At 70.2% G+C, this 21,677-nt stretch carries 22 protein-coding genes; 12 read left to right on the forward strand and 10 right to left on the reverse strand.

All coding sequences use genetic code 11. The features are described 5' to 3' along the window. The first annotated feature begins 60 nt into the window (after positions 1–60). From ASG91_RS07735 to ASG91_RS07755, 5 genes are all read left to right on the forward strand, one after another. Positions 61–708, forward strand: a complete 648-nt coding sequence (locus tag ASG91_RS07735; RefSeq protein ID WP_056922058.1) for a hypothetical protein — start codon at positions 61–63, stop codon at positions 706–708. Between the two features lie 498 nt (positions 709–1,206). Further along, positions 1,207–1,431, forward strand: a complete 225-nt coding sequence (locus tag ASG91_RS07740; protein ID WP_056922059.1) for a hypothetical protein — start codon at positions 1,207–1,209, stop codon at positions 1,429–1,431. A 106-nt stretch (positions 1,432–1,537) separates the two neighbouring features. Continuing rightward, entirely contained in the window at positions 1,538–2,164 is a 627-nt protein-coding gene (locus ASG91_RS07745) for a DUF47 domain-containing protein (RefSeq protein WP_056922060.1), read from the forward strand. 8 nt (positions 2,165–2,172) lie between these two features. Then, entirely contained in the window at positions 2,173–3,174 is a 1,002-nt protein-coding gene (locus tag ASG91_RS07750) for an inorganic phosphate transporter (RefSeq protein WP_056922061.1), read from the forward strand. A 382-nt stretch (positions 3,175–3,556) separates the two neighbouring features. Further along, a complete protein-coding gene (locus ASG91_RS07755; protein WP_162257520.1) occupies positions 3,557–4,615 on the forward strand; it encodes a hypothetical protein in 1,059 nt (352 codons plus the stop codon). Between the two features lie 191 nt (positions 4,616–4,806). Here the strand turns inward: ASG91_RS07755 and pstB are convergent, their stop codons facing one another. The 7 genes from pstB to mshD form a co-directional block, all read right to left on the reverse strand. Further along, complete coding sequence (gene pstB, locus ASG91_RS07760; RefSeq protein ID WP_056922063.1) at positions 4,807–5,583, reverse strand: phosphate ABC transporter ATP-binding protein PstB; 777 nt, start codon at positions 5,581–5,583, stop codon at positions 4,807–4,809. Between the two features lie 87 nt (positions 5,584–5,670). Then, positions 5,671–6,582: a phosphate ABC transporter permease PstA gene (gene pstA, locus ASG91_RS07765; RefSeq protein ID WP_056922064.1), complete on the reverse strand. Its 912-nt coding sequence runs from the start codon at positions 6,580–6,582 to the stop codon at positions 5,671–5,673. Then, entirely contained in the window at positions 6,579–7,586 is a 1,008-nt protein-coding gene (gene pstC / locus ASG91_RS07770) for a phosphate ABC transporter permease subunit PstC (protein WP_056922065.1), read from the reverse strand. Before pstC ends, pstA begins: the two co-directional genes overlap by 4 nt. 107 nt (positions 7,587–7,693) lie before the next feature. Next, positions 7,694–8,821, reverse strand: a complete 1,128-nt coding sequence (pstS, locus tag ASG91_RS07775; protein ID WP_056922066.1) for a phosphate ABC transporter substrate-binding protein PstS — start codon at positions 8,819–8,821, stop codon at positions 7,694–7,696. A gap of 196 nt (positions 8,822–9,017) precedes the next feature. Next, entirely contained in the window at positions 9,018–9,974 is a 957-nt protein-coding gene (locus ASG91_RS07780) for an NUDIX hydrolase (protein ID WP_056922067.1), read from the reverse strand. After that, positions 9,971–12,232: an RNA degradosome polyphosphate kinase gene (locus tag ASG91_RS07785; protein ID WP_082593992.1), complete on the reverse strand. Its 2,262-nt coding sequence runs from the start codon at positions 12,230–12,232 to the stop codon at positions 9,971–9,973. The genes ASG91_RS07780 and ASG91_RS07785 overlap by 4 nt, the downstream gene beginning before the upstream one ends. Before the next feature lie 55 nt (positions 12,233–12,287). After that, complete coding sequence (mshD, locus tag ASG91_RS07790; RefSeq protein WP_235545474.1) at positions 12,288–13,259, reverse strand: mycothiol synthase; 972 nt, start codon at positions 13,257–13,259, stop codon at positions 12,288–12,290. 100 nt (positions 13,260–13,359) lie between these two features. Here mshD and ASG91_RS07795 point away from each other — a divergent pair, with 100 nt between their 5' ends. After that, positions 13,360–15,243 (forward strand): bifunctional UDP-sugar hydrolase/5'-nucleotidase, encoded by a 1,884-nt coding sequence (locus ASG91_RS07795; RefSeq protein ID WP_082593994.1) that lies wholly within the window; start codon positions 13,360–13,362, stop codon positions 15,241–15,243. 105 nt (positions 15,244–15,348) lie between these two features. Here ASG91_RS07795 and ASG91_RS07800 read toward each other — a convergent pair whose 3' ends face one another. Then, positions 15,349–16,053, reverse strand: a complete 705-nt coding sequence (locus tag ASG91_RS07800) for a response regulator transcription factor (protein ID WP_056922068.1) — start codon at positions 16,051–16,053, stop codon at positions 15,349–15,351. 114 nt (positions 16,054–16,167) lie between these two features. Here ASG91_RS07800 and ASG91_RS07805 point away from each other — a divergent pair, with 114 nt between their 5' ends. After that, on the forward strand, positions 16,168–16,428 hold the full coding sequence (locus tag ASG91_RS07805) for a MoaD/ThiS family protein (RefSeq protein ID WP_056922069.1): 261 nt from the start codon (positions 16,168–16,170) through the stop codon (positions 16,426–16,428). A gap of 16 nt (positions 16,429–16,444) precedes the next feature. Further along, the gene (locus tag ASG91_RS07810; RefSeq protein ID WP_056922070.1) at positions 16,445–17,302 is read left to right on the forward strand and encodes a hypothetical protein; all 858 of its coding nucleotides are present in this window, start codon (positions 16,445–16,447) and stop codon (positions 17,300–17,302) included. A 134-nt stretch (positions 17,303–17,436) separates the two neighbouring features. On the opposite strand, the gene ASG91_RS07815 is transcribed toward ASG91_RS07810, so the two are convergent. Then, entirely contained in the window at positions 17,437–17,805 is a 369-nt protein-coding gene (locus ASG91_RS07815) for a DsrE family protein (protein ID WP_056922071.1), read from the reverse strand. A gap of 122 nt (positions 17,806–17,927) precedes the next feature. Between ASG91_RS07815 and ASG91_RS07820 the strand changes: the two genes are divergently transcribed. Further along, on the forward strand, positions 17,928–18,425 hold the full coding sequence (locus ASG91_RS07820) for an FABP family protein (protein WP_056922072.1): 498 nt from the start codon (positions 17,928–17,930) through the stop codon (positions 18,423–18,425). Positions 18,426–18,434: 9 nt separating this feature from the next. After that, the gene (locus ASG91_RS07825; protein ID WP_056922073.1) at positions 18,435–19,043 is read left to right on the forward strand and encodes a low molecular weight phosphatase family protein; all 609 of its coding nucleotides are present in this window, start codon (positions 18,435–18,437) and stop codon (positions 19,041–19,043) included. A gap of 50 nt (positions 19,044–19,093) precedes the next feature. Here the strand turns inward: ASG91_RS07825 and ASG91_RS07830 are convergent, their stop codons facing one another. Further along, positions 19,094–20,116, reverse strand: coding sequence for an LCP family protein (locus tag ASG91_RS07830; protein WP_056922074.1), 1,023 nt, complete (start codon positions 20,114–20,116; stop codon positions 19,094–19,096). 98 nt (positions 20,117–20,214) lie between these two features. Between ASG91_RS07830 and ASG91_RS07835 the strand changes: the two genes are divergently transcribed. Together ASG91_RS07835 and ASG91_RS07840 are read left to right on the forward strand one after the other, a co-directional pair. Beyond that, positions 20,215–20,589, forward strand: a complete 375-nt coding sequence (locus ASG91_RS07835; protein WP_056922317.1) for a Fur family transcriptional regulator — start codon at positions 20,215–20,217, stop codon at positions 20,587–20,589. Then, entirely contained in the window at positions 20,574–21,632 is a 1,059-nt protein-coding gene (locus ASG91_RS07840) for a folate-binding protein YgfZ (protein WP_056922075.1), read from the forward strand. The genes ASG91_RS07835 and ASG91_RS07840 overlap by 16 nt, the downstream gene beginning before the upstream one ends. The last annotated feature ends 45 nt before the right edge of the window (positions 21,633–21,677 follow it).

Below are 21,677 nucleotides of genomic sequence, written 5' to 3' on the forward strand. Positions count from 1 at the left end.
GCCCGTCGACCGCGGCGGTGATCCCAGCCGCCGTCGGCCCCACCTGAGAGACTGGGCGCGATGAAAAACGAGCCCAGCGGTCGTCCCGGTCCGCGCCGCCCCGCGTTCTTCAGCCCCACGGCCATGGAGGCGCAGGGCGGCACGGTCCCCGACCCCGCGCAGGTGACCGAGATCGCCCACGAGACCGCGGCCGTCCTCGTCGGCACCGGCCGCGCCACCGACGACCCCGCCCTGACGGCGCGGTTGGTCGCGCTGGTCGACGAGCTCGGCCTGTCGACCGTGGCGGAGCTGTGGGCCGACCGCCCCGCCCGCAGCCTCCCCGGGGCCCTGTGGCGCCTCTATGCCCTGCGTGAGTGGGTGCAGCGCAGCCCGGAGGAGGCGAGCGCCGACTACGCGGCGGGCATCCGGTTCACCGACGTCAACCACGCCGTGGCGGGGGTGGCCGAGCCGCCCGGGCCGGCCGAGCTGCGCGAGCTGACCGACTCGATCCTGCGGGGGGTGTTCGCCGGCGACTTCGCGGTGGCGCTGCAACGCGCCGCGGCGTTCTGTCGCGTCGTCGCGGCCGGTCGCGCCGACCGGGCGCACACGACTGAGGTCCAGGACCCGGAGGCGGCGAGCGCCCAGACCCGCCGGGCGGCCTCGATGCTCTCCACGGCCGAGGACCTCGAGGTCGGCGCCCGCCTCTGGCACGCCGGAGAACTCATCTGAACGGCCCCTTGCCGGCAAGCAAACCCGCCTCTCGGGGAACAACATCCGGGCCACCCGGGTTACAGTCGGACGTGCGTCGGGCCGCGGTAGCCCCGGGTCCCAAATCAAGCCGCTACGAGCGGCCACGTGCCGTGAGGCGCTCCCGGCCCGACGCGCACACTGTTCACCTCGGTGCCACCTCGGTATGCCGCCCGCTCGCCCTCCGCGGCGACGTTCCGGACGGCTTCGCGAAGGCCTCCCGAGGGGTGGTGACGGGCCTTTGCGTGCCGGCTCCGAGGCATACCCACGACTGCGCGTGGAGGCACGTTGGGGTCGTGGGGTCAGCCGAACCCGCGCCGCAGATTTCGGTGCGCTTGGCAACCATCAATCGGCATAGCCGGTCTGGACTAGTCATGATGAGTGGTCGCATGACCCAGATGGGTGGTTCCCGGGCATGGCGGGTCAAGAGATAGCAAACTGGATGCCACGTTTCGCCGGCACTCCGTTAGCGTTTGACCTATGACCACCGACCCGCGCGCCGGTGCAGACCTCACCGATGATGCGCTGCAGAACGAGATCGAGCTGGTGGGCGATCTCGTCGTAGCCGCGTCCGCCAGCGAGCGACCGCTCACCGAGGACGAGATCGACGAGGCCCTCGGGATCGAACGCGGGCACCAGAAGTCCCCTGAGGACGCGCAGGGTGTCGCGCACCCGCACCGCGCCGGGAAGCGGCTGAACGCCTGAGCCGGTCTCCCTGACCGAGGGGCGGACCGGCCGAGTTGCGCTTTGACGCGTTCTTCCCCGTAGCATCGTCCACGGCCATCCCCCCTTTGCGTGACCGGAGAGAACCGTGGGCTTTCGCCTCACCCCCCAGGAGAACAGTTTTTACGACCTGTTCGCCAAGTCCGCCTCCTACCTCGTGCTCGGCTCCCGTGAGCTGACCACGCTGCTCGGAGTCGACCCGTCGGAGCGTGAAGCCGTCGCCACGCGGATGCGCGAGATCGAGCACGACGCCGACGAGGCGACGCACGAGATCATCCGCAAGGTGAACAGCTCGTTCATCACCCCGTTCGACCGCGAGGACATCCACGGGCTGGCGTCCACGCTCGACGACTGCATGGACATGATGGATGCCGCGGTCGACCTGATCGTGCTCTACCGCATCGGTGACCTCCCGGCCGGCGTGTCCGACCAGGTCGAGGTGCTGTCGCGGATGTCCGAGCTCACCGCCGACGCGATGCCGCGACTGCGGTCGATGAAGGACCTGTCCGGCTACTGGATCGAGATCAACCGCCTCGAGAACCAGGCCGACCAGATCTACCGTCGCCTGCTGGCCGGGCTGTTCAACGGCGACTTCGGTGCAGACACCCTCACGATCATGAAGCTCAAGGAGGTCGTCGAGGAGCTCGAGGCCGCCGCTGACGCGTTCGAGAAGGTGGCCCACAAGGTCGAGAGCATCGCGGTCAAGGAGTCCTGAGCCTCCCCATGGACTGGCTTCCGGTAGGAATCGTCATCGCCCTGGCGATGGGCTTCAACTACACCAACGGTTTTCACGACGCGGCCAACGCGATCGCGACCTCGGTCTCGACCCGCGCCCTGACGCCGCGGGTGGCCCTCCTCATGGCCGCGGTGGCCAACCTGGTCGGTGGCGTCACGGTCTACTTCTTCGGCAAGGTCGCTGCGACGATCGGCAAGGGCATCATCGAGGCGCCTTCGGGCAACGAAGGACTCGTCATCTGCGCCGCCGCCCTGATCGGGGCCACCGGCTGGAACCTGCTGACCTGGTGGTTCGGCCTGCCGTCGTCGTCGTCGCACGCCCTCATCGGCGGTCTCGGTGGCGCGGCCCTGGCTGCCGGCGCGCACGTGAAGTGGGCCGGCATCCTCGAGAAGGTCGTCATCCCGATGATCCTCTCGCCCATCGTCGGGCTGGCCCTCGGCTTCCTCGTGATGACCTCGATCCTGTGGATCTTCCGCCGCTCCCAGCCCGGCAGGGTCACGCGTGGCTTCCGCTACGCCCAGACCGTCTCCGCTGCGGCGATGGCCTTCGGCCACGGTTTCCAGGACGCCGCGAAGACGGCCGGCGTCGTCGTCCTCGCCCTGACCGTCGGCGGCCACTACAACGGCGAACGCGTGCCGTTGTGGGTGCTGGTCATGAGCGCCGTCGTGATCTCCCTCGGCACGTATGCCGGTGGGTGGCGGATCATGCGTACCCTCGGCCGCCGCATCATCCACCTCGACCCGCCGCAGGGTTTCGCGGCGGAGACGAGTGCTGCGGCGATCCTCTACGTCGCGGGCATGGCGTTCGGCGCCCCGATCTCGACCACCCACACGATCACCTCGGCGATCATGGGGGTGGGTGCGACCAAGCGGCTGTCCGCCGTGCGGTGGGGCGTGGCCGGCAACATCGTCGGAGCCTGGGTGCTGACCTTCCCCGGCGCCGGCCTGGTCGCCGCCGCCAGCTGCCTGATCATCAACATCTTCGTCTGACCCCCACTCCCACCCCGCCCCGCACTTCTGGCCACTGGTGTCGGGTGTGGGGCGCGATCTCGGGCCGTGGTGCCGCATGGGTGGCCCGAAGTCGGGGGGCTCCTGCACGTCTGGCCACTGGTGTCGGGTGTGGGGCGCGATCTCGGGCCGTGGTGCCGCATGGGTGGCCCGAAGTCGGGGGGCTCCTGCACGTCTGGCCACTGATGCCGGGTGTGGGGCGCGATCTCGAGCCGTGGTGCCGCATGGGTGGCCCGAAGTCGCTTGGGGGTAGCCACGCCAATGTGGGTGAGGCTGTCCACAGGGGTGGGCTCGCGGCATACACGATCCACAGGCGATGGCGCACGCGTCGCCCGGTGCAGCGTGAGTGGCCACGATCTCGACCATGCGAACCACGGACGCCCGTCGCTGGATCGACCTACCGCAACCATTCCTGTGGCAGGAGGCCAGAGAAGCCGGGCTCAGTCACGCGGCACTGTCAGGTGCGGTGCGACGTCGCGAGGTGATCAAGATCGCCCCTTCGGTGTATGCCGTCCGCGAACCGTGGCTCCTGCTCGATCCGACTGAGCTTCACGTTGCCTTGGCGCGCGCAGCACAGGCCTCGATCCCCGAGTCCGTGGTGAGCCATGTCAGTGCTGCCATCGCCCTGGGTCTCCCCAAGCCGCAAGGCCCCGTGGGCAAGGTGAGTCTCACGGCGCGTGAGTCATCACGGACCAGCTATCCCGATGACTGGCGTCGGGTGCTGCAGGCCAAACTCCCCGCGGACCACGTGTCCACGGCTCACGGAGTACTGCTGACCACTCCCGCCAGGACAGTGGTGGACTCGTTCCGGCAGAGTCGCTTTCGCGATGCCCTTGCCATCGCCGATGCCGCCCTGCGGGACGGGTTGGTCCAGTCGGAGGAGCTGCGGGAGATGCGGGCATTCCAAACGCGGTGGCCTGGCATCCGGCTGGCGGAGGAGGGACTGGGCCTGGTCGATGGTCGGCGGGAGAGCTGGCTCGAGTCGGCTTCGGTGGCCGTGGCACATCGGCGCGGCTACTCGGTACCGGAGAGCCAGATCCGCATCCACGACCTGGAAGGCGCGTTCGTGGGACGCGTCGACCACCTGTGGCGAGGAGCCGGGGTGATCGGGGAGGCCGACGGCCTCGGCAAGTACCGCGGAGACCTGGCCGATGAAGAGGCCACAGCCGAGCAGATTTCAGAGGTCGTCCTGGCCGAGCGTGATCGCGAGCGTGGCCTTGAATCCTTGGGCTTTGCCGTCGCCCGGTGGGGGACCGCTGACTTGCGCGACTACGGCGAGGGGCTCTGCCGGGCGTTGAGCGCTGCGCGCCGTCGTGCTCGTCCGCAGTCGATCAGGTGTCTCTGGCGCAGCAACGACGACGAACCCCTGCAGCCGTGGAGCTGGCCTCCGGCCGAGTCGTCCGCGGCCTTCCCGGCTGCCTGACTGACCCCCCGCACTTCTGGCCGATGGTGTGGCTCCGAGACCCGGAAATCCAGGGCCGGTGTCGCATGGGTGGCCGGAACTCGGGACACCCCCGCACTTCTGGCCGCTGGTGTGGCTCCGCGGCCCGGAAATCCAGGGCCGGTGCCGCATGGGTGGCCAGAAGTCGGGACAGGCGGGGGAGCAGGGGCGGGTCAGCCGAAGCGGCCGCTGATGTAGTCCTCGGTGGCCTTCACGCCCGGGTTGTTGAAGATCTTCTGGGTGTGGTCGACCTCGACCAGCTTGCCCGGCTTGCCGGTGGCCGCGAGGTTGAAGAAGGCCGTCTGGTCGGAGACGCGGGCCGCCTGCTGCATGTTGTGCGTGACGATCACGATCGTGTACTTGCTCTTCAGCTCGGAGATCAGGTCCTCGATGGCGAGCGTCGAGATCGGGTCGAGGGCCGAGCACGGCTCGTCCATCAGCAGCACCTGCGGCTCCACCGCGATGGCCCGCGCGATGCAGAGTCGCTGCTGCTGACCACCCGACAGGCCGGCGCCGGGCTTGCTGAGCCGGTCCTTGACCTCGTTCCAGAGGTTGGCGCCGTTGAGCGACTTCTCCACGACCTCGTCGAGCTTCTTCTTGCCCTTCACGCCGTTGAGCCGCAGGCCCGCCGCCACGTTGTCGTAGATCGACATCGTCGGGAACGGGTTGGGCCGCTGGAACACCATGCCGACGGTCCGCCGCACGGCCACCGGGTCGACGTTCGAGGCGTAGAGGTCCTGGTCGTCGAGCATGACCTTGCCCTCGACGCGGCCGCCGGGGATCACCTCGTGCATCCGGTTGAGGGTGCGCAGGAACGTCGACTTGCCGCAGCCGGACGGACCGATGAACGCGGTCACCGAGCGCGGTTCCACCGTCATCGTCACGCCTTCGACGGCCTTGAACGCGCCGTAGTAGACGTTCAGGTCACTGACGTCGATTCGCTTGGCCATGGTGTGCTTTCGTCCTTCGGGATGGGTATGCCGTGCGGGCCGGCATCGGGTGGAGCGGAGTCTGGGGGCGGAGGCAGGGGGGTGGAGCTACTTCGTCACGGAGCCGAACCGGGCGATGACCCGGCCGGCGAGGTTGAGGATCAGGACCAGGAGGATGAGGGTCAGGGCCGCGGCCCAGACCCGGTCGACGGCCGGCTGCAGGCTCTCGGTGCGGTCCTGGTTGATCATCGTGGGCAGGGTGGCCATGTAGCCACCGAACAGGTCGGTGGCGATCGACTTGGTGTACGGGCCGAGGATCAGCAGCGGCGCGGTCTCGCCCATCACGCGGGCCAGGCCGAGCAGGACCCCGGTGATGATGCCGGAGAAGGCGGTCGGGAGGACGACCCGGACGATGGTCTTCCACTTCGGGACGCCGAGTGCGTAGGAGGCCTCGCGCAGCTCGTTGGGGACGAGCTTGAGCATCTCCTCGGTGGACCGCACGATGACCGGGATCATCAGCAGGACCAACGCCAGGCAGACCGCGAAGCCGACCCGCTGGAACCCGAAGGTCGTGACCCACACCGCGTAGACGAACAGGCCGGCCACGATCGACGGGACACCGGTGAGGATGTCGACCATGAACGAGACCGCCTTCGCGAACTTCCCACGGCCGTACTCGACGAGGTAGATCGCGGTCATCACGCCGATCGGCACGGAGATCACCGAGGTGGTGACGCCCTGGATCAGGGTGCCCTGGATGGCGTGGACGGCGCCGCCTCCCTCGCGTCGGGAGGTGATGCCCTTCTGCGAGTTGGTCCACCACTGCGAGTCGAGCACGAGCCCGACGCCCTTGGACAGCACGGTCCACAGGATCCACACCAGCGGGATCAGGGCGATGAGGAAGGCCACCCACATGACCACGCGGGCCAGCTGGTCCCGGAACGCGCGCCCACGGGCGGGGTGTCCCAGCGCCGGGGGTGCGGCGCGCTCGGGAGCCTTGGCCACGGTGTCGGTGCTCATTCGGTGAAGGCCTTCCTGCGCTCGATGACGATGCGGGCGATCGCGTTGACGATGAAGGTCAGGACGAACAGCACCAGGCCCGCGGCGATGAAGGCCCCGGTCTTGGCGGGGGAGTCGAACTCGCCGGCGTTGTTGGCGATCCGCGAGGCGAAGGTCTCGCCACCGTTGAGCAGCGACCAGGTCCACTTCGAGCCCTGCGGGAGGGTCGAGACGATGATGGTGACGGCGATGGTCTCGCCGAGCGCGCGGCCGAGGGCCAGCATCGCGGCGGAGATCACGCCGGGGCGCCCGAAGGGCAGCACCGCGGTGCGGATCATCTCCCACTTCGTGGCGCCGAGGGCGAGCGCGCCCTCCATGTGGGTCACCGGGGTCTGCGCGAAGACCTCACGCGACAGCGCCGTGACGATCGGCAGGATCATGATGGAGAGCACGACGCCGATGAGCAGGATCGTGCCGCTGGTGCCCGTGCGCGAGAAGAGCGGGATCCACCCGAGGTGGTCGGACAGCCAGATCTGGAACGGGTCGAACCACGGGGTGAAGGTCTTCAGGCCCCAGAGGCCGTAGACGATCGACGGCACGGCCGCGAGCAGGTCGATGATGCTGGCCGCCGGGCGCGAGAGCCACCGCGGCGAGTACTGCGTGATGAACAGCGCGACCGCCACCCCGACCGGGACCGCGATCAGCATCGCGATGGTGGAGGCGGCGACGGTCGTCCAGAGCAGCTCGACGATGCCGAACCGCAGGTTGTCGCTGTCGCTGACCGACCACTCGCGCGAGGTCAGGAAGTTGACCTTGTCGTCGGCGATCGCGGGGATGGCCTGCCACAGCAGGAAGACACCGACCAGCGTGACGAGGCCGATGACCAGCGCGCCGGACCCCTTGGCCGCAGCGGCGAAGGCCTTGTCGCCCAGGCGACCGGTGCCTGCGTTGTCACCACTGAGGGGGCCTCGCCCGTCCGGGCCGGGCAGCTCGTCGGCGACGGAGACTCCGGTCACTGATGCCACGGGATGTGCCTCACGATCGGGGGTGCAGGAGGGTGGGAGCAGGGAGTGGGGGAGCAGGTATGCCGCGGGGCTGGGAGCCAGCCCCGCGGCATACCGGTGAACCTAGGTCAGGACAGGGCCTTGATGGCAGCCTCGACCTTGGTCTGGATCTCGGTCGGGAGCGGCGCGTAGCCGATGTCCTCGAGGCCCTTCTGGGTCTCGGCCGAGGCGAAGTGGGTGAGGAACGCCTTGGTCAGGGCCGCCTTCTTGGCGTCCTTGCCCTTGGAGCAGACGATCTCGTAGGTGACCAGGAGGATCGGGTAGGCACCGGCCTCCTTGGTGGCGTAGTCCAGCTTCAGGCGCAGGTCGTTGCCCTCGCCGTCAGCCTTGGCAGCCAGGACGGCCTTGCCGACCGACTCGGCGGTCAGCTCGACCGCGCCGCCACCGTTGTCGATCTGGGCGATGCCCAGCTGGTTGTCCTTGGCGTAGGACCACTCGGCGTAGGTGATGCCACCCTCGGTGGTCTTCACCGCACCGGCGACACCGTCGGACTTCTGCTTGCCCTCGCCCTTGCCGGTCCAGGCCTTGCCCGGCTCGGCGGTCCACTTGTCGGGAGCAGCAGCCTTGAGGTACTTGGTGAAGTTCTCGGTCGTGCCGGACTCGTCGGAGCGGAAGAAGACCTTGATCGGCTCGGACGGCAGGGTCACACCGGAGTTCAGGGCGGCGATCGCCTTGTCGTTCCAGGTGGTCACCTTGCCGTTGAAGATGTCGGCGGCGACCGCAGGGGTGAGGACGAGCTTGTCCACGCCCTTGACGTTGTAGGCGACGGCGATCGGGCCGGTCACCATCGGGAGGTTCCACGCGGGCGAGCCGCAGTAGGCGGCCGCGTCGTCAGCCTCGATCTTGCCGTCCTTCTCGGTGGTCTTGAGCGCCGAGTCGGAGCCGGCGAAGTCGACCTGGCCGGCGATGAACTGCTTGATGCCGGCGCCCGAACCAGTCGGGTTGTAGTTGATCGTGGTGCCCTCACAGGCGTCCTGGAACGACGCGATGGCCTCTTCGATGGCGTTCTTCTGAGCGGAGGAGCCCTCGGCGTTCAGCGTGCCGCCGCCCTCGGGGCAGTCGGACGCGCCGGCGGAGGCGCTCGAGCTGGACGAGCTGCCGTCGGAGCCGGTGTTGTTGTCGGAGCCGCACGCGGTGAGCGCGAGGGAGCCGACCAGGGCCACGCTGGCCAGGAGGCCGATGCGCTGGATCTTCACGGTGTCAAAACCTCTCCACAGGGGATCAGGGGTGGAAATCAGGGGCGGGCATTCGTACCCGACGCCCCGAAGGTAGGCAGGGAGAGTGACGCAGTGGCCCGTGCAGGGTGAACGCGCGGTGAACACCAGTCAGACATTCGACGTCGCCGCACCGACCCCCCGGGATGCAGGGGGTGAACGACTGGTCAGTGAGCGGTCAGGAGGGGGGCAGGTGGCGCTCGACGGCGACCAGCCTGGCCTGTGCGCCGCTGCCCGCGAGGTGGGCCACGAGGACCTCGCCCTTGCCCATCTTGTCGCGGGCGGCGGCCCGCAGTGCGGCGCCCGCGAGGTCGGCCTCGGGCTCGTCGGGGTCGACCAGCGCGAGCAGCGCCATCAGCAGCTCCGGCAGCACCGGGCCATGGCTGCAGATGGCCGCCGGGGTGCCTCTCTCGACCAACCGCCCGAGGTGGTGTGCGGCGCGAGCCGGCTGCGCGGCATACCCCTCCTCACTCAGGCCGTCCTTGGTCCGCAGGGCCGCGCCGAGGTGCGCCGCGTAGGGGCGCAGGGTGTCGGCGCAGCGCAGCGACGGTGAGCTCACCAGCCGCCGGATGCCGTATGCCGCGAGCAAGGGCGCGATGTCCGCGGCCCGGGCGCGGCCGACGTCGTCGAGGGGGCGCTTCTGGTCGTCAGCGGCCCACGACCCGCGCCCCACGGCATGGGCATGGCGCACCAGGGCGAGTGGCCAGGTGGTCAGCGTGCCGGCGTTGTCGGCGCGCACGATGGCGCGGAGCTGGTCGCGGTCCCGCGCGTAGTCGAGGCGGTCCGAGGCGGCGATGACGTCGAGCCAGCGGACCTCGTCGATCTCGTTCTCCAACGGCCCGGCCGGGCTGGTCGCCTCGGCGGCCCAGTAGCGGACCTCCTTGGTGGCCGGCTGCCCCGCGCCGTCGAGCACGGTGTACTCCGACCCCGGCAGCGGCCGGCCCAGGCCGACGGCGAGCGCCGTCTCCTCGCGGGTCTCCCGGACCGCTGCGACCGGCCAGTCCTCGCCGGGGTCGAGCTTGCCCTTGGCCCACGACCAGTCGTCGTACTTGGGACGGTGGACCAGCGCGACCTCGAGCTGGCCCCGTCGCCGACGCCACGGGACGGTGCCCGCGGCAGGGATGGGCGCGGTCAACGCCGGCGGGCCTTGCGACGGCGCTTGGCGTGCATCTCGATCATCGCGCTCTGCAGGTCGGTGAGCGGCTCGCCGTCCTCGTCCAGGTACACGCGGGTCCAGCGGCCGTCACCGGTCAGTCGCCAGTGGGCGTAGTCGTTGCTCATCCCCCGGGCGAGCAGGGACTGCAGGTCGGCGACGTGCTTCGGGTCGGCGATCCGCACCAGCGCCTCGACGCGGCGGTCGAGGTTGCGGTGCATCATGTCGGCGCTCCCGATGTAGACCTCGGGCTCGCCACCGCCACCGAAGAGGAACACGCGGGAGTGCTCGAGGAACCGCCCCAGCACCGAGTGGACCTCGATGTTGTCGGACAGCCCCTTCACACCCGGGCGCAGGGCGCAGATGCCGCGGACCCAGATGTCCACGTGCACCCCGGCCTGCGAGGCGCGGTAGAGGGCGTCGATGAGCTGCTCGTCGACGATCGAGTTCACCTTGAGCTGGACGAGTCCACCGCGCCCGGCCTCGACGTGCTCGACCTCCCCCTCGATCCGCTCGAGCAGACCGGAGCGCACGGACCGGGGCGCGACGAGCAGACGCTTGAACTTCTGGCGCGGGGCGAAGCCGGAGAGCTGGTTGAACAACCGCGCGAGGTCGTCGCCCACCTGGGGGTCGGAGGTCAGCAGTCCGAAGTCCTCGTAGAGGCGGGCCGTCTTGCCGTTGTAGTTGCCGGTGCCGATGTGGCAGTAGCGCCGCAGGCTGCCGTCCTGCTCCTGGCGGACCACCATGCAGAGCTTGGCGTGGGTCTTGAGGCCGACGATGCCGTAGACGACGTGGACCCCAGCATGCTCCAGCTTGCGGGCCCAGGAGATGTTGTTCTTCTCGTCGAAGCGCGCCTTGATCTCGACGATCGCCAGCACCTGCTTGCCCGACTCGGCGGCGTCGATGAGGGCGTCGATGATGGGGGAGTCGCCGCTCGTGCGGTAGAGGGTCTGCTTGATCGCCAGCACGTTGGGGTCGGCCGCAGCCTGCTCGATGAACGCCTGCACCGACGTCGAGAACGAGTCGTAGGGGTGCTGCAGCAACACGTCCTTGTCGCGGACGATCGGCAGGATCTCGGAGGGCTTGGAGCTCTCCGCGGGTGCGAGGTCGGGGTGCATCTGCCCGCGGAACGGCGCGTACCTCAGGTCTGAGCGCTCGAGGTCGGCGACGAGGTTGAGGCCGCGCAGGTCGAGCGGAGCGGGGAGCCGGTAGACCTCGCTGTCGTTGACACCGAGCTCGCGCACCAGCATGTCGAGCACGTGGTCGTCGATGGTCTCGTCGACCTCGAGGCGCACTGGCGGGCCGAACCGGCGGCGGGTCAGCTCCTTCTCCAGGGCGGTAAGGAGGTTCTCGGCGTCGTCCTCCTCGACCTCGAGGTCCTCGTTGCGGGTGACCCGGAAGGTGAAGTGCTCCTGCACCTCCATGCCGGGGAAGAGCATGTCGAGGTGGGCGGCGATGACGTCCTCGAGCGGCACGAACCGGGTGTTGAACAGGTCGGAGGTCGACGGCTCGCCGCTCTCGGGCTCGATGTGCAGCAGGCGCGGCAGCAGCGGTGGCACCTTGACGCGGGCGAAGTGCTCCTTGCCGGTCTTGGGGTTGACCAGCACCACGGCGAGGTTGAGCGACAGGCCGGAGATGTAGGGGAACGGGTGCGCCGGGTCGACGGCCAACGGGGTCAGCACCGGGAAGACCCGCTCGGCGAAGAGCTCGGAGTGCAGGGCGCGCTCGGCGTCACTCAGCTCGTCCCAGCGGACGATGGAGATCCCCTCGTCCTCCAGCGCGGGCTGCACCCGGTCCTTGTAGACCGCCGTCTGCATGGCCTGCAGCTCGTGGGCGACGAGCGAGATCTGCTCGAGCACCTCGCGCGGCTCCAGCCCGGAGGCCGACCGGACCGCGAGACCGGTCGCGATGCGACGCTTGAGACCTGCGACGCGGACCATGAAGAACTCGTCGAGGTTCGACGTGAAGATCGCGAGGAACCGGGCCCGCTCCAATAGCGGCACCGTGTCATCGGCGGCGAGCTGGAGCACCCGCTCGTTGAACTGCAGCCACGAGATCTCGCGGTCGAGGAACCGGTCGGCCGGGAGGCCGCTGTCGTCCTGGCCACCCGCCGCGTGGACGATCCGCATGAAGCGCCCGTTCGAGGCCCGCGGCTGCGCGCTCGCGATCGAGATCTCGTGGCCGGCGTCGTCGCCGTCGAAGATCTCGCCCTCGTCCGTGGGGTGGGTCGTCACAGTCATGCCGTCATCCTGACAGTGCTGGGTTAACAGATGGTGCTCGGTGAACCTGGGTGGATCAAACAGCCAGCGCGTACATCACGTCCACCATGATGCTGCGGAAACCCAGCCCCGTGTAGGTGCGTATCGCCGCCTGGTTGTCGCCGTCGACGTAGAGCACCACCTCGGCCAGCCCCAGCCCGGCCAGGTGGGCCAGCCCGAGGGCCGTCACCGGCCGCCCCAACCCACGCCCTTGGTATGCCGGGTGCACCCCGACCACGTACACCTCACCGGCCGTCTTGGTCGGGTCCACGGACGAGCGCTGCTCGGGGTCGACCTTGGTCCAGTGGAAGGCCGCGACGTGCGGCGCAGGTATCCCTCCAATGGGAGAGATACCGGCAGCGTCGAGGACCGTCGCGTCCGCCTCCACGAGGATGAAGCCGGCCGCGTCGAACCACGGCTGCGCCATCCGCTCCTCGAGGTCGGCCAGCGTCAGCCGGCCCTGCTCCGGGTGGTGGGCGAAGGCGGCCGCGTTGGTCGCCAGCCAGGCCTGCTCGTCCCGACCGGGCTCGAAGGCGCGCGCGTGAAAGCCCTCGGGCAGTGCGGACGCGGCCGGTGCGAGGTCGGCCGCTCCGAGGGGGCGGGCCATCTTGTGCAGCTCGCGCACCGCCGCCAGCCCGGCGCTCGCCGCCAGGGCCTGCGCAGCGGGCAGGCGGCCATGCGCCCAGAGCCGGGCCCCGGGAGCGGCCTCGAACACGGCGTCGAGGAGGGCGCGTCCGGTGCCCTGCCGCCGGGCGGCCGGGTCGACGACGAGCTCGGCCGAGGCGTCGGGTCCGGTGGGGCCGTCCAGCTGGGCGTACCCGGTGAGCCGCTCCGCGGCATACCCGAGGAGGTGGCGGACCCGACCGCTCGGTGCATCGAGGGAGAGGAGCGGCTGCTCGGACAGCGGGCTGACCCCGTCGGCGGCGGTCGCCGCGGCCTGGATCTCGCGGACGCGGGCGACCTCGGCGGACGTCAGGGTGTCGGCGAGGCGGACGGGAGATAACGGCACGAAAAGCATTGGACCATGCATCTTCCCTCCGGGCCGATCCGCGTTTAGCCTGCACGGGTCCGGCTACCGCCGGTATCTCCTCCCGCACAAGGACGCATCCATGACCTTTTCCCGCACTCGGCGCATCTCCAGCGTCGTGGCGGTGGCCGCCCTGGCAGCCACCGGCGCAGCGTTCACCGGTGGCAGCTCACAGGCCGCCTCCAACGGACCGCTGATCGACATCCAGCTCCTGTCGTTCAACGACTTCCACGGCAACCTCGAGCCCCCGTCCGGCTCGAGTGGTCGCATCATCACCTCGGACACCTACACCGAGACGTCGACGACCAACCCGAACACTGGTGTCGTCACCTACACCGCGACGCCGCAGACGGTCAACGCCGGTGGCGTGGAGTACCTCGCCGGGCACCTGAAGGCCCTGCGTGCGGGTCACCCCTACACCGCGACCGTCGCCGCCGGTGACATCGTCGGTGCGTCCCCGCTGCTGTCGGCCGCCTTCCACGACGAGCCCAGCATCGAGGCGATGAACAGCCTCGGCCTCGACGTCACGGCCGTGGGCAACCACGAGTTCGACGAGGGCTACAAGGAGCTCCAGCGACTGGCCGACGGCGGGTGCCTGCCCGACGGCAACGGTGCCGCGAACCAGGACTCCTGCCCCGGTGGCAAGACCTTCACGGGGGCGAACTTCCCGATCCTGGCCGCCAACGTGAAGTACAAGGCGACCGGCCAGACGATCCTCCCCGCCACCTGGGTCAAGAACTTCAAGGGCGCCAAGATCGGCTTCATCGGCATGACGCTCAAGGACACCCCGAACATCGTGACCGCGTCGGGCATCGAGGGCCTGGAGTTCACCGACGAGGTGCAGACCGCGAACGCGCTCGTGCCCCAGCTCGAGGCCGAGGGCGTGAAGGCCATCGTCGTCCTCATCCACCAGGGCGGGGTGCCGGCTCGCACCGCCAGCACCGCCCACCTCAGCGGGCTCGAGAACAAGTACGACTCCGCCTGCCCGACGGGCACCAGCACCGGCCTGAACGTCCCGGCCAGCCCGATCATCCCGATCGCGCAGCAGCTTTCGCCGCAGATCGACGTGATCGTCAGCGGGCACACGCACACCCCCTACGTGTGCAGCATCCCCGACCCGGCCGGTCAGCCGCGCCTGGTCACCTCGGCCTCGTCCTTCGGGCGGCTGGTCACCGAGACCGACCTGACCTTCGACCGGCGCACCCAGGACATCGTGCGCAGCTCGGTCGCGGGCAGCAACGTCATCGTGACCCGTGACGCGCAGTTCAAGGACGCGGCGCAGACCAAGATCATCACCGACTACAAGCAGCTCATCGCGCCGGTCGCCAGCCGGGTCCTGGGCACCATCAGCGGCGACATCACCACGGCCGCCAACGCCGGTGGCGAGTCCAAGCTCGGCGACCTCATCGCCGACGCCCAGCTCGCCGACCCGTCGGTCGTGACCAACGGCGACGTCCCGACGATCGCGTTCATGAACCCGGGCGGCATCCGCACCAACCTGACCTATGCCAACTCCCCGTGGGGCGAGGCACCCGGTGCGGTCACCTACGAGGAGGCGTTCTCGGTCCAGCCGTTCAACAACTACCTCGTCTCGATGACGCTGACCGGCGCGCAGATCAAGGAGATCCTGCTCGAGCAGTGGAACGGTGGCGCCAAGTCGTCGCCGAACACCATTGCCCGGCCGGTCATCCTCCAGGTGTCCAAGGGCTTCGCCTACAGCTACAGCGACGCCACCGGCAGCCGGGTCCTCGGCCCGGTCACGCTGAACGGCACCGCGATCAGCGACACGGCGACCTACCGGATCGTGACGAACAACTTCGTCGCAGACGGTGGCGACGGCCTCCCCGGCTTCCGGGACGGCACCGGCCGGTTCTTCGGTGGGCTCGACATCGACGCCTTCGCGAACTACCTGCAGGCGAACTCGCCGTACAGCCCGGTGGCCGAGACCCGGATCACCAAGAACTGATCGTTCTGATCCGGTAGCCACACGGCATACACCGCAACAGAAGGCGCCCCTCCCGGAAACGGGAGGGGCGCCTTCTGTTGCTGGACAACGACTTTCGGTGTGACTTCAGGCGTCGGCGCCGACCTCGTCGGCGCGGGCTTCCTCGGCCGGGACGAAGCGGTAGCCGACGTTGCGCACGGTGCCGATCAGCACCTCGTGCTCGGAGCCGAGCTTGGCCCGCAGCCGGCGCACGTGCACGTCGACGGTGCGGGTGCCGCCGTAGTAGTCGTAGCCCCAGACCTCCTGGAGGAGCTGGGCGCGGCTGAACACGCGGCCCGGGTGCTGGGCGAGGTACTTGAGGAGCTCGAACTCCTTGTAGGTCAGGTCGAGCAGCCGGCCCCGGACCCGCGCCGAGTAGGTGGCCTCGTCGATGGTGACCTCGCCCGAGGTGATCTGGACGTCCTCGGGCTCCTGGTTGTCCTGGAGCCGACCGGCGGCCAGCCGCAACCGGGCCTCGACCTCGGCCGGGCCGGCGGACTCGAGCAGCACCTCGTCGACGCCCCACTCGGCGGTGATGCCGGCCAGCCCACCCTCGGTGAGGATGGCGATCAGCGGCACCGACATGCCCGTGGCGCGCAGGACGCGACACAGCGAGCGGGCCACTGCGAGGTCGCGCCGGGCGTCGAGCAGCACCGCGTCACACGGTGGAGCGTCGACCAGCGCGGTCGGCTCGGCGGGGATGATCCGCACCTGGTGGGTCAGCAGGCCCAGTGCTGGCAGCACCTCGGCGCTCGGCGCCAAGGCGTTGGTCAGCAGCAGCAGACGGGCCATGCCTTGAAAGGATACGGCTGTGGGGCCCCTGCGGGGGGTGTGGACACATGGTGAGACCCTTGTCTCAAAGGTGGGGCCCCACCGTCGGAGCCGTCCCGGGAGAGGAGCGTGGGTATGCCGCGTGCGAACGACAGCGCCGTGGTCACGGTCCGTTACTGGGCCGGTGCCCGGGCCGCAGCAGGCGTGGAGTCCGACGTCGTCCGCGGCTGCCGGACCGTCGCGGACGCCATGGCCGTGGTCGACGGCTTGCACCCCGGTCTGTCGGCGGTGACCGCGGTCAGCACCCTGCTCCTCGACGGGCGCGCGACGCACCGCGACCACGACCTCCCGGACGGGTCGGTGCTGGAGGTCCTGCCTCCCTTCGCCGGGGGGTGATGCGAGGATGCCCCTTGTGTCCGACGTCCCCGAGCAGGCTCCCAGCCCTGCCGTCCCGCTGACCCGGAGAGAGCGCCGAGCCCACGCGCAGACCGTGAAGCCGGCCCTCCCGCGCCGCGCCCTGGTGGCGCGTCCGCTGTCGATCGCGGCGACCATCGCCTTCGCGGCACTGGTGGCGCTGACCGGCTACGCCAGCCCCCAGTTCGTCGCCCTGGCCGTCGCCCTCGCCGGGTTCGTGCTGGCCTGGGGATGGCCGCTGCTGCTCAGCCTGCCCAGCCCGCGCGGGACCACCGCCGTGCTCGCGATCGGCACCGTCCTGATGACCGGCACGGCCCTGGCGACCCGGGAGGACCCCTACCTCGAGTGGATGCCTGCTGCGCTCGCGGTGAGCGTGATCGTGGGGTTCCTCCACCAGCTGATGCGCCGTGACGGGCGGCCGCGTCTCACCGAGTCCGTCGCCGCCGTGACCTCCGGACTGGCGATCATCTCGGCCGGCACCGCCCTCGCCCCGATCCCGCACGTCCTGCAGGGTGAGCACGCCCTCGCCGCCACGATGGCCGGGCTGGGCGTCGGCGCCCTGGCCGACCCCTGCGTCTCGATCCCCCGGCTGCGGCAGTGGGCGCTGTTCATCGCCATGCTGGTGGGGGGAGGGGCGGCCGTCGTCGTCGCGGTGCTCGCCGGTGACCTGCTGACCGGTCCGGCGGCCCTGCTCGGCCTGCTCGCGGCGGCGATCTCCCACGCGGCTCGACGGGTGCTGGCCCCCCTGCCCGCGACCGCGATGCCGAGAGCCCAGCTGGCTGCGGCGGCCGCGTCGTCGCTCCTGATCGGCGTGGTGGCCTACGCCGTGGTGTCCTCCCCCTGGTTCACCCCCTGATCCACGCCTGACCCACGCCTGACCCACCCCGTCACCGCCCGACCTCACCGCGCACTTCTGGCCACCGGTGTCGCTGCGGGGGCCCGATGGGGGGCGCCGGTGCCGCATGGGTGGCCCGAAGTCGGGGAGGGGGGTCAGTAGACGAGGGCCTGGGCGCCCTCGGCGGTGACTTCCTCCACGAAGGCCGCGGCCCCGCGGATCACCACCCCGTCCACGAGATCAGCCCCGGTGAGGTCCCGACGGGCGGCGCACTGCCCGCACACCGTCACCGTCCCACCGGCGAGGACCGCGTCGCGCAGGTCGGCCAGATCGGCGGCGTGGGCGAGCTCGACCTCCTCGGCCCGGCCCGGCACCCCCATCCAGGCGGCCTCACCCGTGAGCCACAGGCTGACCCGCACCCCGCTCGCCACGGCGGTCGCCGCAACGGTGAAGGCCTGGTTGAGTCGTTCGAGCGACTCGGTGCCGCAGGTGACCTTGACGACGAGCGCGCGGGAGGCAGTCATGTGGCACAGGCTACGATCTGGCGGGTGCACACGTTCTACATCTCCCTCCTCGCCCTGACCGCCGTGGTGATCACCTGGTTCGCGGGATTCGTCGTCTACCGCCTGGTCAAGACGCCCCGCTGATGCAGTTCACCCTCGACCCCGACCTTCCCCGCGAGCTCGCCCCCCTGGCCTGGCTGATCGGCCGCTGGGAGGGCGCCGGCGTGGTCGGCTACCCCACCATCGAGTCGGCCAACTTCGGCCAGGAGCTGGTGGTGTCCCACGACGGTCGGCCGTTCCTCGAGTGGCACAGCCGCACCTGGCTGCTCGACGACGCCGGCGAGAAGGTGCGCCCCCTGGCGACCGAGCTGGGTTTCTGGCGACCGTTCGAGGACGGCGAGGTCGAGCTGCTGCTGACCCACCCGACCGGGATCGTGGAGCTCTACTACGGCAAGGCCGAGCCGGCCAAGATCGAGCTGCGCACCGATGGCGTCCTGCGCAGCCCGCACGCCAAGGAGTACAACGCCGCGAGCCGTCTCTACGGCCTGGTCAACTCGAACCTCATGTGGGCCATGGACATGGCCGCCGTCGGCCAGCCCCTGCAGAGCCACCTCTCGGCCGAGCTCAAGCGCGTCGGCTAGGTCCGGCCCATGGCGCCGACCCTGGGGCGGGTCCTGACGGTCTGCACCGGCAACATCTGCCGCTCGCCGTTCCTCGAGCGCGCGCTCCAGTCCGAGCTGGACCGCTCGTGGGGTCGTGGCGCGATCGAGGTCGCCAGCGGTGGCACGGGGGCCCTGGCGGGCCATCCCATGGAGCCCCAGGCCCGGGCGCTCCTGGAAGCGCAGGGGTATGCCGCGGACGGCTTCGTCGCGCGCGACCTCACCACCGCGATGGTCGCCGACGCGGACCTCGTGCTCACCGCCACCCGCGCCCACCGCGGCAAGGTGATGACCCTGCACCCCAAGGCGGTCCGCTACACCTTCACCTTCCGGGAGTTCGCCCACCTCGTGGCCGGGCTGACCGACGAGGAGTTGCGGAGCGATGGGGACCGGGGAGCCGAGGGAGGCGACCAGGCCCGGGACCACGTGGCGCGGGTGGTGACGCTGGCCGCCGGGCAGCGTGGGATGGGTGCTCCGCTCGCCGACGCCGATGCCGACGTGGTCGACCCCTACCGCCGACCCATCCAGGTCTTCGAGGAGATGACGGGGCAGATCATGGCCGCGCTGCCCGCCGTCGTGCGGGCGCTCGCCAGGCCCTGAACCGCCAGGCCCTGGACCGCCAGGCCCTGAACCCCAGGCCCGAACCCGAACTACGGCGTGTGCGTCTTGTCCTTGTAGGTGTCCATGGCGTCGTTCTGCAGCGCCTCGCCGAGCGTCTTCATCCCCGCGTCGTCCACGACGTCGATCGACGCGCCCCCCGGCGACGTGCCGAACCCGCTGAACGGGGCGGTCACGAAGGCGATGTCCTTGCCACGCAGGTTGCGCATCGAGATCGCCTCGCTGCGCATGTCGGCCACGCTGAACCCGTTGTCGACGGTGAGGTTGGAGGTGCCGGCGTCGACGAACTGCGCCAGCTTCACGGGGTTGGTCAGCACGTCCTTGCTCAGCGACTTGAGCATCAGCGCCTTGATGAAGGCCTGCTGCCGCCGGCCCCGGGAGATGTCGCCCTCGCTGAGCTGCTTGCGCTCCCGGACGAAGGCCAGGGCGGCCGCACCGTCCATCTGGTTGTACCCCTTGTGGAAGGAGTACCCGCGGCTGTTGCTGGCCTCCTCGGCGTAGACGTTCACGCCGCCGACCGCGTCGGTCATGTTCTTGAAGCCCTCGAAGTCGACGAGCGCGACGTGGTCGATCGGCACCCCGACGAGGTCCTGCAGCGTCCGCACGAGCAGCGGTGAGCCGCCGTACGCGAACGCCGCGTTGATCTTGTCCTTGCCGTGCCCCGGCACCGAGACCCAGAGGTCGCGGGGGAAGTGCACCAGCGTGACGGACTTGCGGTCGTCGGCGACGTGCATGAGCACGATGACGTCGGACCGCGCGCCGGCCAGCCCCGAGCGCGCGTCCGAACCGATGACCAGGATGTTCTGGGCCTCCTTGGCCGCGGGGTTCTTGGTCGGGGCGTCGGAGGCACCGTCCACACCGGGCGTCGGGAGGAGTGCGTCGTGCTTCACGTTCTTGCTGACCGTGTGGTTCAGGAAGAGCACGTATGCCGCGGCCCCGCCGACGACCAGCAGCAGGACCAGAGCCAGGGTGATCGCCAGGGCCCGGCGCAGGCGGTGCCGTTTCTTCGGCTCGTCCTGGGCGACGACTTCGGTGGCTTCGAGTTGGTCTGGCACCCGGACAGTGTAGGTATCGCCGATGTGGGATCGGCGCAGGACCGTACTCTGGGGTGGTGCAGGACGTCGGCGAGCGGTTGCGGGCAGAGGGACGTCGGATGACGCCCCAGCGCCAGCGGGTGCTCGACGCCGTGGCGCGACTTGGTCACGCGACCCCGGAGGACGTCGTCGCGGGCGTGGCCGGCGACGGCGGTCAGGCGCTCGCACCCTCGACCGTCTACCGCGCCCTGGAGGCCCTCGAGTCGCTGGGGATCGTCGGTCACACGCACCTCGACCACCGGGCGCCCAGCTACCACCTGGCCGACCACGCCGACCACATCCACCTCGTGTGCCGGACCTGCGGCACCGTCCAGGAGTGCCCCAAGGAGTACGCCGAGGGCTTCGCGGGGAATGTTCTGGCCGGCTCGGGCTTTGTTGCTGACGTGACACACATGGCGATCCACGGAGAGTGCAGCACATGCGCGACGCGCTAGGCACGACGACCGACCCGGGCGCGCCCGAGGTGGTCCGGTCCGCGCTGCTCGACCGGTCGGGCGCCGTCGAGGGTGACGGCCCGGACGCCGGTGTGGCGGCACACTACGGCGACCCGCTCCGGGAGCAGCGCCTCATCACCGAAGGTTTGGCGGTCGTCGACCTCTCCCACCGAGGAGTCGTCACGGTCACCGGACCCGACCGACTCTCGTGGTTGCACTCGATCACCAGCCAGCAGCTGACCGGACTGCCCGCTCGCGAGTCGCGCGAGGCCCTGGTGCTGACACCCAAGGGTCACGTCGAGCACGACCTCCACCTCGTCGACGACGGTGAGACCACCTGGATCACCACCGAGTCGGGACAGTCCCCGGCGCTCACGACCTGGCTCAACTCGATGCGGTTCATGCTCCGGGTCGAGGTCGCCGACGTGACGTCCGACTGGGCGGTCCTCGGTGAGCCCTCGGCGGCCGAGTCCCAACCGGGGGAGCCTCTCGCCTGGCGCGACCCGTGGCCCGACCTGGTCGGTGACACCGCGGCATACGGACCGGTCGAAGGGCACCCGGCACTCGGGCGAGCCTGGCGCGAGGTGCTGGTGCCGCGCACGGCGCTGGCCGACGCGGTCGGCGACCGCGACCTGGCCGGCACGTGGGCCAGCGAGGCGCTGCGCGTCGCGGCCTGGCGCCCTCGCCTCGGGTTCGAGACCGACCACCGCACCATCGCCCACGAGGTCGACTGGCTCCGCACCGCCGTGCACCTGCACAAGGGCTGCTACCGCGGGCAGGAGACCGTCGCGCGGGTGCACAACCTCGGACGCCCGCCGCGGCGCCTGGTGTTCCTCCACCTCGACGGCTCCGGGCACACGCTCCCCGAGCGTGGGCATGCCGTGCTGGCAGGAGACCGGCAGGTGGGCCAGCTGACCTCCGTGGCGCGGCACTTCGAGGACGGCCCGATCGGTCTCGCACTGGTCAAGCGCAACACCCCCGTCGACGAGGTCCTCGATGTCGCGGGGGTCAGCGCCAGCCAGGTCGTGGTCGTCGCTCCGTAGCTGCGCTGACCCCGGTCCGTGCGGCGGCGGGCGGCTGCCATGATG

The sequence above is a fragment of the Phycicoccus sp. Soil802 genome (assembly GCF_001429605.1).
GTDB lineage: Bacteria > Actinomycetota > Actinomycetes > Actinomycetales > Dermatophilaceae > Pedococcus.